General features: G+C 40.3%; 12 protein-coding genes and 2 pseudogenes. 4 read left to right on the top strand and 10 right to left on the bottom strand.

What is annotated here, in order from left to right:
- Window positions 1–19 precede the first annotated feature (19 nt).
- The 4 genes from mnmL to DEAC_RS14910 all read right to left on the bottom strand — a co-directional run bounded on the left by mnmL (window position 20) and on the right by DEAC_RS14910 (window position 2,923).
- A complete protein-coding gene (gene mnmL / locus DEAC_RS14925; protein ID WP_083996192.1) occupies window positions 20–940 on the bottom strand; it encodes a tRNA modification radical SAM protein MnmL/YtqA in 921 nt (306 codons plus the stop codon).
- Between the two features lie 21 nt (window positions 941–961).
- Complete coding sequence (locus DEAC_RS14920) at window positions 962–1,342, bottom strand: VOC family protein (protein ID WP_047810865.1); 381 nt, start codon at window positions 1,340–1,342, stop codon at window positions 962–964.
- A 23-nt stretch (window positions 1,343–1,365) separates the two neighbouring features.
- Window positions 1,366–2,553, bottom strand: a complete 1,188-nt coding sequence (locus tag DEAC_RS14915) for a DVU0298 family protein (RefSeq protein ID WP_047810864.1) — start codon at window positions 2,551–2,553, stop codon at window positions 1,366–1,368.
- A 154-nt stretch (window positions 2,554–2,707) separates the two neighbouring features.
- Window positions 2,708–2,923 (bottom strand): tautomerase family protein, encoded by a 216-nt coding sequence (locus tag DEAC_RS14910; protein ID WP_047810863.1) that lies wholly within the window; start codon window positions 2,921–2,923, stop codon window positions 2,708–2,710.
- 473 nt (window positions 2,924–3,396) lie between these two features.
- Between DEAC_RS14910 and DEAC_RS24805 the strand changes: the two are divergent.
- A pseudogene (locus DEAC_RS24805) lies at window positions 3,397–3,750 on the top strand (TrmO family methyltransferase domain-containing protein); the annotation flags it as partial.
- Window positions 3,751–3,759: 9 nt separating this feature from the next.
- Here the strand turns inward: DEAC_RS24805 and DEAC_RS24800 are convergent.
- From DEAC_RS24800 to DEAC_RS14880, 6 genes and pseudogenes are all read right to left on the bottom strand, one after another.
- A complete protein-coding gene (locus DEAC_RS24800; RefSeq protein ID WP_427846272.1) occupies window positions 3,760–4,092 on the bottom strand; it encodes a hypothetical protein in 333 nt (110 codons plus the stop codon).
- A 195-nt stretch (window positions 4,093–4,287) separates the two neighbouring features.
- Window positions 4,288–6,156, bottom strand: coding sequence for an ABC transporter ATP-binding protein (locus DEAC_RS14900; protein ID WP_152671411.1), 1,869 nt, complete (start codon window positions 6,154–6,156; stop codon window positions 4,288–4,290).
- Window positions 6,153–7,880, bottom strand: coding sequence for an ABC transporter ATP-binding protein (locus DEAC_RS14895; protein ID WP_047810860.1), 1,728 nt, complete (start codon window positions 7,878–7,880; stop codon window positions 6,153–6,155). The genes DEAC_RS14900 and DEAC_RS14895 overlap by 4 nt, the downstream gene beginning before the upstream one ends.
- A 28-nt stretch (window positions 7,881–7,908) precedes the next feature.
- On the bottom strand, window positions 7,909–8,364 hold the full coding sequence (locus tag DEAC_RS14890; RefSeq protein WP_047810859.1) for a MarR family transcriptional regulator: 456 nt from the start codon (window positions 8,362–8,364) through the stop codon (window positions 7,909–7,911).
- Between the two features lie 201 nt (window positions 8,365–8,565).
- Window positions 8,566–9,369 (bottom strand): manganese catalase family protein, encoded by an 804-nt coding sequence (locus tag DEAC_RS14885; RefSeq protein WP_047810858.1) that lies wholly within the window; start codon window positions 9,367–9,369, stop codon window positions 8,566–8,568.
- Between the two features lie 187 nt (window positions 9,370–9,556).
- Window positions 9,557–10,907 (bottom strand): annotated as a pseudogene (locus DEAC_RS14880) (transposase).
- Between the two features lie 275 nt (window positions 10,908–11,182).
- Between DEAC_RS14880 and DEAC_RS22310 the strand changes: the two are divergent.
- From DEAC_RS22310 to DEAC_RS14865, 3 genes are all read left to right on the top strand, one after another.
- On the top strand, window positions 11,183–12,184 hold the full coding sequence (locus DEAC_RS22310) for a glycosyltransferase (protein ID WP_053006457.1): 1,002 nt from the start codon (window positions 11,183–11,185) through the stop codon (window positions 12,182–12,184).
- A 20-nt stretch (window positions 12,185–12,204) separates the two neighbouring features.
- Window positions 12,205–13,569, top strand: coding sequence for a radical SAM/SPASM domain-containing protein (locus tag DEAC_RS14870; RefSeq protein ID WP_047810857.1), 1,365 nt, complete (start codon window positions 12,205–12,207; stop codon window positions 13,567–13,569).
- 618 nt (window positions 13,570–14,187) lie between these two features.
- The gene (locus tag DEAC_RS14865; protein ID WP_047810856.1) at window positions 14,188–14,928 is read left to right on the top strand and encodes an SDR family NAD(P)-dependent oxidoreductase; all 741 of its coding nucleotides are present in this window, start codon (window positions 14,188–14,190) and stop codon (window positions 14,926–14,928) included.
- Window position 14,929 lies beyond the last annotated feature (1 nt).

Raw genomic sequence — 14,929 nt, 5'->3', positions numbered from 1 at the left:
CACTCATGTCTGCACTCTGTTATTCAAGGATTGCCTTCTTTCCTTGCCAGGTATCCCGCTCAATGAGCTTGGCATCAATGGCATTGAGCACCTCCCATTTTTTGCGGCTCCAAAGCGGCCCGATTAAATCATCAGGAGGCCCATCTCCGGTTAAACGATGAATTATCATCTGTGGAGGCAAAATTTCCAAAATATCAACTACCAGTGAAACATAATCTTCTTTCGTCATCAAGTCAAAAGGATGTACCTGATAAAAAGCGGCTAAAGGTGTTCCCTTTAAAACATGGAGCAGATGAATCTTTAGCCCTTGCAGAGGCAGATCAGCAACCGCCGAAGCAGTTTCCATCATTTCTTCTTTTGATTCACCTGGAAGGCCAAGAATAATATGGGCACATACTCGAATTCCTCTTGAATGCAATCGTTCAAGACCACGGAGGAATTGCTCATAATCATGTCCTCGTCCAATGAACTCCAAGGTACGATCATGGATAGATTGCAATCCTAATTCGACCCATAAATAAGTTCTCTGATTTAATTCTTCCAAGTAATTAATAACCTCATCAGAAAGACAATCCGGTCTTGTTGAGATGGATAGCCCCACAACCCCTTCCTGCTTAAGGGAATCTTCATATAACTCCCGCAGCCGTTCAATAGGGGCATAGGTATTTGTAAATGCTTGAAAGTAAGCCAGGTACTTAGCCTTCGGCCATTTTTTCTTCATTCGTTCCTTTACTTCAGAGAATTGATCGTGAATTGATAACTCCTGCCGGCCGGCAAAGTCACCAGATCCCCGTTCACTGCAATAAATGCAGCCTTTTCGCCCCAGAGTACCATCCCGATTAGGACAGGTGAAACCGGCATCTAAGGAAACTTTAAATACTTTTTCGCCAAATCTTTCACGCAAATGTTCATTAAATGTTACGTATCTTTTTTCAGGCATTATAATTCCATTCTTCATTCTTCATTCTTGATAAAGTTCAAGTTTTTCTCCGCTTGGACCACGGAAAAAGAAATTATACCGTCCTTCGCCCAAGGGCATCGGTTCCAGAGAAGGCAACTCAACATGATGTTCTTGTAAGTGTATAATCGCTTGGAAAATATCTTCCACCCGTAGTGCTAAATGATTGACAACTCCATCTTCGAACGTACGGTTATCTACTACTTCAACTAGTTCAATAACAGTATTGCCTAATTCCAAAAAAACCAATTCCGCCTCTCCAGGCCTAATCCGCTGTATTAATCTAAAGCCAAGCACTTCTCTATAAAATTGAAGGGCTTTCTCAATATCTAAAGCTTTTATCCCAATGTGTGCTACCCCAGTAAACAAAGAGGTCTTTTCCAAAAACAATCCTCCTATCTTAACTTTTAGAAGCTCCAAGCGCCTTCTAGTTCTAAAAGTTTTTGCTTAATATCCACGCCGCCGGCATAGCCTGTTAAAGACCCATTTTTGCCGATAACCCGGTGACAAGGAACGATAATTCCGATTGGGTTACAATGATTGGCCATCCCGACAGCTCTTTGCCCTTGCGGATTTCCCAGTTTTACGGCCAGTTCACCGTAACTTCTTGTCTCACCATAAGGTATACGCCGAAGTTCTTCCCACACTTTCTGCTGGAAAGGAGTTCCTTGGGAATGAATAGGAATCGAGAATTGATGGCGAGTCCCCGCAAAATACTCCTTCAACTCCTGAATTGCCCTGCTGTTTGGCTCGCGCCTCCGAATAAGAAACGATCCCGGAAACCAGCGCGAAACCCAAGTTTGAAGTTCCTTTTCTTCGGTCTCAGACGAACCGAGACTCAGCCAGCAAACTCCTTCCGCAGAAGAGGCAATAGTCAATTCAGTCTCAAGATCCTTAATTGTAACTTTTTTCGTCCAAAATGAAATCACCGAGGCCTGCCAAAGATCAGAAATATGATACGTTCTAACCTCTTCGTTTTGATAAAATTCTAACAAACTTTGATCATTTTTGAGGCTAAAATCCATATCTTCCGAAACTTTCCATTTCGGCCCTGATTCGCGGTAAAGGGGGATAAGTTCTTGGAAAGGTTTCATTAACATATAAATAAAGGCAGCTAATCCCCGTGTCAAAGGCTCTTCAGACTGCAAAAAAGGTTTTATCCGCTCATCCAAAGGTTCTACCAAGTGCGGAGCATTCTGAGCCATTTGACCTAAACCCCACAAAACACCATCTCGTAAACTGTCATCCTCCAATAACCCTGACAACATCCAATTAAACTTTCCGCAGGTTACCGGACAATGAGCAATAATACTGCCAATGGCTTCCGCAGAGTTCCAAGCCGTTCCTCCTGACTCATCATTGAGCATCCAAAAATACCGTCGCAGAATCTCTACTGCAACATTTTTCTCATCCTGCTCAAGTGCATGAGTTACCACTCCTAAGGCTTCAACTGCCCGCCAAAATATGAGCCCGTCTTTAACATAGATTCTCGCCATAAGCTGCCGAAGGATATTCCTATTTTCTTTCGCTAAGCTAATAAGTTTCTCCCAATCCTGGTTTTCCAATGTATGTTCTACGTCTCTCTTAGTAGGCATTGGACACCTTCTTTCCCGTTTAAATTCCCAGTCCCCATCTTATTTCATAGTTTGATGTTATTAAAAATCATCTTATCATAAGTGAATTCAGAATAAAACTAACCCTATCAAGGAAAGAAGCGGCTTCCAACAGCCGCTTTCATCTGACATTGATTTAATCTTTAATTTCTTTGTATTTGTCCCAATAACCCGACTCCGTAAGGACTTCTCCTCCTACACCCATGTTGCTGTATTCATGTTCATCGAGAGTTACCGTAAAAGCTGCCATGGGAATTCCCAAGGCTTGAGAGGCCGCTTGGCTCATACCATGTATCAAACTTCTCTTCTGATCCATGGTCAAAACCGGGCCGTCAAAATTGATCATTGGCATATCAAATCACCTCTGCAAAAATCTTTCTACCTCTCATAAAATTCCCGATAAAAGGTCAAAACATGTAGACATTCATAAATTTTTGTTTCAGTATGATCCAGAAGAAGGAAACTCTTTACCCATGTCGAATAGCATTATTAAGCTAACTTAGACAAACCTGTATTTTATTAAGTTCATTTGGGGCCGAACCTATATACAACCAATCATCTTCGGTTCGAATACTTCGATACGAGAATATTAGATATTAAGTAAAGGCCACGGAGGTCGATCAATAGGATCCTCTTTGGCCTTTTTTAAAATCCTAAAAACCAATGGTCTTAGGAATAGTGAACTCGTTCAGCTAAAGCTGAACATCGAGACTTCGACGGGGGACTCTACCCCCACCGAAGCAGAGTACGGGGGACCCACTCCCACTTATAGAAGTGGGAGTCTTACGATTGAATAAAGAATAGCTAAAATGAGAGGAGATCGTTATGGACATTAATTATCATCCCATCGGAACCATTCATACTCCTTATTTCTCCTTTAATGCCCCCCATCAATCTCTCCCTGACGCGCCGGGTGATTTCTGGATCACTTTAAATCCAGAGTATGCCCAGGCTCTAAAATCCTTAGACAGTTTCAACTATGTCTATGTCCTTTATCATCTCGATCAAGTAAACTCTCCGCTGGAATTATTAACCCATTCTCCTTGGGCACCGGAGCTTGAAATTGGACTCTTTGCCAGCCGATCTCCCAAAAGGCCTAACCCTATTGGCTTAAGTATTGTCAAGATTAAGGAAATCCAGGGCAGCGAGATCATTATTTCGGGCATTGACGCCTTTAACGGAACTCCTTTACTTGACATTAAACCTTACATTCAATTCAGAGACAATGTCGAGGATGCCAATAACGGCTGGTTCGATTCCCTTCCGGATAAAGATCATAAGATTGCCCATGCCCTTGGACGCCCACACCACCACGATTCCGAGGATGGGGATGGGGATGGGCATGAACACAGCCACGGACATGTCCATCGCCATAACCATGACCACGACCATGACCACAACCACGACCACGACCATGACCACAACCACGACCACGACCACGACCACGACCACAACCATAGCCATAGCCATAGCCATAGCCATAGCCATCCTCATAACCATTATCGCTTCCATAGTGAACATAACGACTAAGAAGAAGTGCACGTTAGGGGTTAGTTCCAAAATGAATCTGTAATGGCAATTTGCTCAAGTATTTTAAAATCAAGCTGAAAAAATGGCCCAAAAGGCGTTAATAGCGTCCTTTTGGGCTTGTTTTTCTGCCAATTATTTTCTAGAAGCTGTTTTACAGCAGTAGTTTTTTACTAATTTCCTTTAAATTCAAACCACCTCATGATCCAAGTCCGCCCCGCTGAACTGGCTATTATACAAATCTGCATAAAACCCATTTTGCTCCAAAAGCTCTCCATGATTGCCCATTTCAATAATTCTCCCCTTATTCATAACAAGAATTACATCAGCATCGCGAATCGTTGATAACCTATGGGCAATAACAAAACTCGTTCTTCCCTTCATCAGTTCTGTCATAGCCTTTTGGATATAGACCTCGGTTCTTGAGTCAACACTGCTCGTAGCTTCGTCTAAAATCAAGATAGCCGGGTCTGCCAAAATCGCCCGGGCAATTGTAAGCAGCTGCTTTTGCCCTTGAGAAATATTTGAGGCTTCTTCATTCAAGACGGTCATATACCCATCAGGCAGAGTTTTTATAAAATGATCAGCATGAGCTGCTTTGGCCGCCTTAATAACTTCTTCCTCGCTTGCCCCCTCACGTCCATAGGCAATGTTCTCCAAAATAGTTCCATTAAATAACCATGTATCCTGCAGCACCATACCAAAGATATTTCGAAGTTCCCCACGTTTAATATCCCGAATATCCACACCGTCAACAGCAATCTTGCCCTCATCCACATCGTAAAAGCGCATGAGTAAATTCACTAAAGTAGTCTTACCTGCACCGGTCGGTCCGACAATTGCTATGGTATTTCCTTCCCGGACATCAATATTCATTTTAGTGATCAACGGTTCTTGTTCCTTATAGCTAAAATCAACATTTTCAAAACTCACATTTCCGTTAGGAAAGGGTATTACTTTAGCATCCTCAGAATCAGGAATTTCTTCAACTTCATCTAATAATTCAAAAACACGCTCTGCCGAGGCAACCGTTGATTGAATAATATTGGCAATGTTCGCAGTCTGCACAATCGGCATGGTAAACTGACGGGAGTATTGAATAAAGGCTTGAATGTCTCCAATATTAATTCGGCCATGGGTAACGAAAATTCCCCCAACTACACTGACAATGACATATCCCAGGTTGCTGACAAATCGCATAAGGGGCATGATGATTCCAGAGATAAATTGAGCTTTCCATCCCGCATCATAAAGTCTATCATTAATTTCCTTAAAGGTTTCAATAGACTTACGCTCATGGCCAAAGGCTTTGATGATAACATGACCGGTAAACATTTCCTCCACATGGCCGTTCAGTTCTCCCAAGGACTTTTGTTGAGCAGCGAAAAACCTTTGTGAGTGTTTAGCAATCATCGAAGTGACTAAAATATAGAGAGGCAGAGTCAAGAGAACAATTAAGGTCAGCAGAGGACTGATCGTCAACATCATCACGATGACCCCAATGATTGTCACAATAGAGGTAATTAGTTGAGTAAGACTTTGCTGCAAGGTGTTGGCAATATTATCAACGTCATTCGTCACACGGCTTAATATTTCGCCATGAGTCCTAGCATCAAAGAACCTGAGCGGCAGCAGCGTAAGTTTTTCATCGACGTCTTTACGCAAGTTATAAACAATTTTTTGCGCCACCCCAGCCATGATATATTGTTGAGTATAGCTAAACAAAGAGCTGAGAAGATAAAGAACGATCAGAGTTAGGACAATTCTCCAAATAGCATCAAAATTGATTTTTCCGCCTTTCATAATTCCGTCAAACATTATCGTTGTGGCCTGGCCCATAATCTTTGGCCCCATAATACTAAATACAGTACTTAAAATAGCAAACACAACCACAAAGCTGAGTTTTAGTCTCTGAGGCTTTAAATAACCCAAAAGTCTATGCAATGTTCCTTTGAAATTCTTGGCTTTTTCAATAGGTCTCCCAATAGATCCGCCAGGTCCACCCTGTCTGCCGCCCATTGGACCTGTTGGTCTTGTCATTTCTCGTTGTCTGCTCATGCTAATTCTCCCTCTGAAAGCTGCGAAGCTACAATTTCATGATAGACCTCACAAGTCCTTAACAATTCTTGATGGGTCCCTATGCCGGCAATTTGACCATCATCGAGGACAATAATCCTATCCGCATCCATGACGGTTGCAACTCGCTGAGCAATAATAAATACCGTAGCCTCTGAAACTTCCTGTTTCAAAGCTGCTCTCAATTTGGCATCGGTCTTGAAGTCTAAGGCCGAAAAGCTGTCGTCAAAGATATATATCTCGGGCCTTTTGACTAAAGCGCGGGCAATGGAAAGGCGCTGCTTCTGCCCTCCTGAAACATTGGTCCCGCCTTGCGCAATGATATGCTCAAACCCCTCTTCCATTCCTGCCACGAAATCTACAGCCTGGGCAACTTGAGCAGCATGTTCCACATCTTCCAAGGAAGCATTCTCTTTGCCATAGCGGATATTATCACCAATGGTTCCGGAAAAAAGCACAGATTTTTGGGGAACAAACCCAATCTTAGCTCTCAAACTTTCTTGGCTCATTTCTCGGGCATCTACTCCATCCACTAAAACCCGTCCGCTCCCAACATCATAAAAACGCATCATTAAATTTACTAAGGTTGATTTCCCAGAGCCCGTTCCTCCAATAATGGCCGTAATCTCCCCGGGGCCAGCACTGAAATTAATCTCCTTAAGGGCCGGCTGTTCCGCTCCGGGATATCGAAAGGAAACGCCCTGAAACTCAACATATCCTTTCTTTAAAGGCACTACCTTTGTCTGGATTGGATCTTTAACTTCAACCTCAGTTTCTAAAACTTCGTTGATCCTCGCAGCAGAGGCTTGAGCACGCGGAACCGTTACAAAGAGCATCGTCATCATCAAGAAAGAAAATAAGATTTGTGTCGAATACTGAATAAAGGCCATCAGAGAGCCCACTTGCATCTCGCCATTATTAATACGCATTCCTCCGAACCAAATGATGGCAATCGTTGTGAAATTCATAATTAGCATCATCATAGGCATTAGTACAGCCATGATCTTATTAACCTTTACAGCATTGTTCATAAGGTCTAGATTGGCATCATCAAATCTCTTCTTTTCTTTTTCGATACGATTGAAAGCTCTAATAACACGTATTCCCGTTAAATTTTCACGTAAAACAAGATTGAGCTTATCAAGTTTGATTTGCATCAACTTAAAGAGAGGTATGCCTCTGGTCAGGACAATTCCGATAATGGCAAAAAGCACCGGAACCGAAACTAAGAGAACCCACGTTAAACCTGGATCCTCATGGATAGCCATGGAAATCCCTCCCAGGCAGGTAAGTGGTGCAGAAATCATCATACTTAAAATTAGCACGGAGACTTGCTGAACTTGAGTCACATCATTCGTTGTTCTGGTAATTAATGTCGCTGTACCAAGCTTGTCAAATTCCTGTAGTGAAAAGCTCTGTACTTTCGTAAAGATTCTATTTCTCAAGAGCCTGCCAAACCCTACAGCAGTTTTCGCAGAAAGAAAATTGGCGGCAACAGCACATAAAGTCCCTCCGGCTGCAATTAAAAGCATGTGTCCACCGACTTGAAATATATAACCGATGTCTTTATTTACAATCCCATGATCGACTATGTCCGCCATCAACGTTGGTAAGTATAAATCCGAAAGCACTTGTACAAAAAGGAACAAAATTACGCCACAAATATAGGGTAAAAAATGTCTTAACGATTTATACAATTTAATCATGAACGTCCCCCTACCTCTTAACAATCTATCAATTATCCATTGGACATTGCTGGTAATCATAAAGCAGTTTCTTTAAAAGTTCTAACCCCTCGATAATTTTCTCTTGGTCCTCCGATGTTGCTGTACTTAAAGCGCCGGAGATATTTTTGACGATTTGTTGATGTAAGCGTTGATGTATCTCGGCAAATTTTGGTGAAACACTGACATACACGACCCTTCTATCTTCCTCACTTCGCTTTCTTTCAACAAGACCCATGTTTTCCAAACGGTCAATAATCCCTGACACGGTACTGTTGGATAAGCTGAGTTTCCCACTTAATTCAGTAATCTTAAGGGTCTTTTCCTTACCCAATATTCCCATAACCATCATTTGAGGCATAGTAATGCCGCTCTCTTCAAAGACATTTCCTTTATTGTGTCTAAAAAGAATCATAATTTCTTGAAACAGCTTAGCGATTTGATAACTTTGACTAGGATTTTCCATCATCCGTACTTCCTTTGTTTACTTATTTCGATAACGTATATTTCGTCGACGTATATTTCGTACACGAAATATATTAGTTGATTTGCAGGTTCTTGTCAATCCGTTCAAACATAAATATTCACTTTTAGAATTTCCCAAACACCATCTCTTTACTTAAAAACCAAAGGACAGGAACGTCCTTTGGTTTTTGTTTTTGCATAATTAATGTTGTTTCGGCGGTTGTGGCTGGGCATACTGAGGATTGTTACGGGTCTGATCCATATAACCAGGTGCCACTTCTCGTTGTCCGTTTGGCTGAGGATCTTTTCCATATTGAGCCGGTCCACCATATTTCTCGTTAGGATTTTCTTCATAAGAAAACTCGTTTCCTTGATTCCATGGCCCGCGGCTATCCCCTTGGCCAGTGGACATATTCATGTATTTTTTCGAGAAATCCGAATCTCTGAAGTCCTTATTCACTCCTGATCCCTGCAGTGTCTCAATGGCTTTCATAAATGAGAAGTTATGAGACTCCTCGCGACTTAAAAGGAATCGGATCATATCTTTAACGCCCGCATCATCCGTTTGCTGCAGAAGGCGCTCGTAAATCAATTTTGCCCGCAATTCTGCTCCGGCATTTGATGAAAGGTCTGTATACAGGTCTCCCATGGAGTTGACATAGGTTGACATCCATGGAACTCCGGCAGAATTTACAAGCAGAGGGCCTCCCCCGAGCAAAGCCATATGATTCGCTGCAAAGTCTTTGGGAATATTGTCAACTTGTCCAATGAGCATCCCCAGAGCTTCTCCCACCATCTCCAAATGGCTTAATTCTTCAGCAGCAATGTCCTGCAGCAAATCCCTTATTTTCGGATCATTACAGCCTAAGCTTTGAGAAAAATACTGCATAGCTGCTTTAAGTTCGCCATTGCCTCCCCCAAACTGTTCCAATAACAGTACTGCAAACCGAGGGTCAGGCCGATCAACGTGAACTGTGTATTCCATATCCTTGACATGTTTAAACACCCAAATAACCTCCTATGTAATATGTTTAATTATAGTTCACAAAGTCGCCTGTAATGCGCTTTATGCGACTTTGAGACCTTAGTTAGGGTGTAACATATTTAATGATAATATACGTGAGTCAATTTCATAATGTTTAATTGTTAAAGCTCAGACCTTCAGAATTTCGTTAGTAACATTTTTTGAAAATTTATGCTGCAGCTATACGTTTGAACTTGTTCAATCGGTCTACGGCTAATTTGCAGAGGGTATAGGTCAGGATAGAAAACTCGAAGTCTACTTTGGCTACGTTTCCTCGATGTCGAATGTTGTTTAACTGAAAGTACTCTTTGAGATAAGCATTAACACGTTCTACGGCTGTTCTCTGTTTATAGAGTTCAAAGTAACGCCCACTTCCTTTGGCTGGAACGGTGTATTTTCTGGGGTCTGATGAAACCTTAACCTTGAATACCTTTTGACACTGGTTGTTTTCTTTCAGAGGGCACTCTTTGCACTCCTTGGGTTGAGTATATTTCAACGTGTCATATTGGGAATCATAGCTATCATATTGGTAGGAATGACCTTCTTGACACTTGGGGCAAAAGTATTTGTCCTTGTCTTCGGGTAGCTGTTCGTTGCGTGGATTGTAATCAATCAGGGCCCTTGACCCTATGGATTTTGCTTGTTGGTAAATTGGGCTGTAATCATAACCAGCATCCAAAAGTGAATAGGAAGGCTTCAGCTGGGGGTGAAGTTCATGAAGAGCCTTGAGTAGAGGAATCGCCATTTTGCCATCATTGACATTTCCCGAGGAAAGTAAGGACTTTAAAATGTATTGGCTTTTACAGTCCACGAGAAGATGACCTTTGAACCCGAACCAAAAGACGTTTTTGCCCTCGGAGTTTTTCTTAATTCCCCAGTGAGGGTCTTGCGGGATTTGCTGTTCGATCGTCTTGAAATCAAGAGGAAGTTGAGCTTCAATTTTCTTCTCAAAAAGGGGGCGATTCTCTTCCAATTCCTGTTGTTCTTTGAGCCATTTCTCCCGTTCTGCTTTGGGTTTTCGTCCGCGTTTTTTAGAGGATTGCTTGACTGGGACCTCTTCTTCTTTCTTTCTCTCAGGTTTACGGTCTCTCGCTTCAATATGAGTAGCATCGATGGCTATAACATCCCCATCGATGAAACCTTCTTGAAACGCCTGAGAGACTAGTTCATTTTGAATTTTTTCCAAAGCAGAAGAACCATTGATTTTTTGAATAAGAGGACTCGCTAGGAACTGCATCAGCCATCGTAAAGCCGCAGTCGAAACGGAATTCCAAGCTATTTTTTAATCGCTTTCGTAAATCTTTAATTGTAGGAATTCGTTCGATCACTCGAATGAATAAAGAATAGATCATGGCTGAATAGTTAAGCGTGGTTGGAGCTCCCAAAAATGCCTTCTTGGAAACCACTCTCAATAAAGGAGTGATATCCAGCGGATCTAATAGAAGCGGATACGATTCTCTCGGTGACATTTCTAAGATTTCTTCCAAGGAAAATAGACGTTCTTGGCGAATACTAAACATTGGGAGTTCTCCTTCAACCTCTCGGTGTTTGTTTGGTCACTTACACTTTCGAGATTTTGGGGAGGTACTCCTTTTTTACGTGTAAAAAACCCGCTTATATCAAGGGGTATGAATTATGAAACTAACTCAGTTACTTAATTTTAAATCTGTCAAGCATCTTGAAATCAAAGCTTTATACTTTGGCAGAAATGGCAAAACCCCATTAACTAAGCGCTAATTACGGACAAAGCAAGGATAGAAACTAATACGTTTCTATCTGATTTAAGAGGGAAAGTATGCAAGAAGAGACATTGATTCAGGTAAGCATAATAGTTTTGACCTATAATCATGCTGCATATATCCGACAGGCTATAGATAGCATTTTGATGCAAAAAGTAAATTTTAACTATGAAATTCTGGTTGGCGATGATTGCTCTACTGATGGATCACAGGAAATATTAAAAGAATATGAAAGCAAGTATCCTCAGATATTCAGATTGTTTTTAAGAGAAACCAATATCGGTCCGACTAAAAATTTATTTCAACTCTACCAAAGTGCGAATGGGGAATACATTGCCCAATTGGAAAGCGATGACTATTGGTCTGATGAGTGTAAATTACAGAAGCAGATCGATTTTTTAAACCAAAATGAAGAATATATAGGTTGCAGTCATCTGTGTACAGTTGTTGATGAAGATGGCGAAGCGATCCTGGAAAAAAATCAGAATCAAACAGATTCTTACTGGTATTACTCTAAGTCAGAGTATACACTCGAAGACTGTGAAAAAGGCAAGTATCCAGGACACTTTTGCAGTATGGCTTTTCGAAATATTTTTAAAAACTCCCAGCATGATTTCAGCATCCTCTATCGAGCACATAATTTTATTGGTGATCGAACAATAGGACTGCTTCTTTCTATATCAGGTAAAGTATATCGGATTGATGAATCAATGTCATGCTATCGCTTAGTTGAAAAAAAAGAAAAAGGCAACTGGCAGTCTTTGGCCCGTAAAAAAAACAGGAGATATGAGGAATATCATTATTTAAGACAATTAGAAAAATATGTGCAAAAAGAATTGCACCAAGACTTTCAAATGATTGATACCAGAAAGGACAAGCTTGTTTGTGCCGCAGTTGTGCTGTTAAACAATAAAAGTTTTGAAAATTTAAAGGTTGTTCTATTAATGATTTTAGATAGTGGCCGTATCCTGCAATCAATGAAGCTTGCTGTAAGTGCCATTGTACAAAAGATTTATTATAGGAAAATTTTTGGGGAAGATAAGCCGGTGAAATTTTAACAATTATGGAGGTAAAGAAAGTGAAATATTGCAGCAGGCCGTTTAAGCAGTTATATGTATTCCCGAATGGTGATGTTCGCGCATGTGGTTGGACATATGTATGTATAGGAAACATTTTAAATAAAAGTATAGAGGAAGTATGGAACAGCAGCGAAGCAGAAACAATTCGTGATACCATCAGAGATGGTTCTTACTCTCTGTGCAATAATGAAGTATGTCCCTATTTAGCAAATAATACTCTGCCCGACCTAAGCCAAGAGGAATTTACAGAGAAAACAATTTCTCAAAGGCTTCCATCTGAATTTAATGCAGCATATGATTACATTTGTAATCATTCTTGCCCTTCTTGCAGACATGAAGTGTTTAAACCTAATGACGACTATATAAAGAATATAAAAATTATTTCAGATAAGTTAGTTCCAGTTATAAACCAGGCTGATAGTTTAAGTACGAACGGTAATGGAGACTGTTTCGCCAGTCCCTATGTTATGGATATGCTTCAAAGAATAAGGCCGCAAAGGAATGAATTTTTGCTTCAGTTGGAAACCAATGGAGTTTTGTGCGATGAAATTCACTGGGAAAAAATTAGTCATTTGTACAAAAACGATATTGTTATAACTGTAACCCCTAACAGTTTTGAACGATTAGCTTATAAGTACTTAAGTGGCGGCCATGATAACTTAGATACACTAATTAAAAATTTACATTTTATAAAGTCCTTGAGACAAACAGGGAAAATTAAACGATTTGAAATTTCGATTGTAGTTCAAGATAGAAATTATCGAGAGTTGCCCTCATTTGTGCATCGCTGCTTGGAGGAATTTGAATGTGATTGCGTAGTCATAAAACCTATATTTTATTGGTTTGCATTAACAAAAGAAGAATATTGGTTTAAAGATATCTTAAATCCAAAACACCCTTATTTTAATGAATATATGGAAATACTAAAAGATCCTATTCTTATGGATGAACGTGTTTACTTTTGGGGTGCCCACCATATTCACGAAGAAAAAGAACATCCCTATTATGACTATAAGATTTATTTTGATGCCTTTAGTAAACTCTTAAGTAATCCAGAACCACAAAAATCATTGGAAAAGAAATTAATTGAAAAAGGATATAAAAGAATATCCATTTATGGTGTTAACGATAATGCAAAATTGTTATTTAATCTGTTGAAAGGTACTCAGATTTCTGTGGTAGAGTTTATTGATAAGTACGCGACAGTGAGAGATTTTTGTGGCCTTCCAGTTGTGAAACTAGATGATTTTAATGCAGATAAAATTGAGGCAATTCTTGTATCCAATTTTGTGTTTCTTAAAAACATAACGAGAGACTTAAGATTTTTTGGGTTCAAGGGCAAAATTATACCGTTCAACGAATAAATTATACTAGCGAAGTTTTGCACTCCTCTAAACTACTGTTTTACTAACTCCAAAATGTCTACTGAGCCGGACTTAGTGATGCTGTCGATTATAACTTGAGGTAACTCTCTCAAATAGTTCCCAGAGGTGTTGCACTACATTCTTCTCAACAAGTTTCTGGTTTACTTGTAAAAGTCCTTCTATGAAATTCATACGTATTCTTCGATAATGAGCTCGTCTAAGAGCTTTTGGCCTACCTCTTTCGTAGGGGTGATCCAACGTTCTTTATTATCATCTCAGCAACTTTGGGCGGAAGCCCCCCTTAGCCGGCCGGGAATCGTGTTACTGCTTATGTTCTCAAGTCCGATAGTCTGTTTAAAGTGAGCGTGCGAAACTTTAGTTATTGAATCCAACCCGATGGTTGGATTTCCTTAAATAAAAATTATTTATCTTTAAGGTATTAAAACGGTTTGAGCTTTATTCGCTGTTAATTTAACTTTTGTTAACTTTAAGCCGATATACTGGATGTAAGCATGAAATTGACAATTTCTATAATTATTGGCTTAACTTTCGCTTTAAGCAAGAATGAATTCTGGTAAATAAATCTTGAATTAAGGAACTAGGAGGCATAGACCTTAAATGCTTCAAGGAAAAAACGCAATAATAACTGGCTCTAAGGGCGGTATTGGAAAGGCAATCATTGAGCTATTTGCAAAAAATGGAGCAAATATATGGGCATGCGCAAGACAACAAGATAATGAATTTGAAGCGTGGATTTCACGTTTAAGTAAAGACAATAACGTTTGGATCGAACCCATATACTTTGATCTTTGCGATGAAACCCAGCTCAAAGCTGCTGCTAAAACCATTATGTTAAGTAAATGCAGAATTGATGTCCTGGTCAATAATGCCGGAATGATTGCGGAGAGCAGCTCTTTTCAGATGACCTCAATGACAAAAATAAAGAATGTGTTCGAAGTAAATTTTTTTCAACAGATGCAGTTTACCCAGTATATAACGAGGGTTATGGCCAAGCAGCAAAGCGGAAGCATCATAAATATTGCTTCAATTGCCGCTCTTGACGGAGATCCGGCTCAGCTCGAATATGTCGCCAGTAAGGCGGCTATGATCGGAGCAAGTAAAAAGCTGGCTATTGAGTTAGGTCCCAATAATATTCGTGTGAATGCCATTGCACCGGGGATAATTGACACTGAAATGAGCAGCAACATGGATAGCGAACTCATGGAGAAAACGTTGGGAAAATCAATCATGAAACGAAAAGGAAGGCCTGATGAGGTAGCAAAAACAGTTTTGTTTTTAGCCTCTGATTTATCCTCATACATTACGGGGCAGGTGATTCGCGTTGATGGGGGAATGTAGG

Source organism: Desulfosporosinus acididurans (assembly GCF_001029285.1).
GTDB classification, from domain to species: Bacteria; Bacillota; Desulfitobacteriia; order Desulfitobacteriales; family Desulfitobacteriaceae; genus Desulfosporosinus; species Desulfosporosinus acididurans.
Note: the sequence above shows the minus strand (reverse complement) of the source record. Positions and strands in the feature narration are given on the sequence as shown.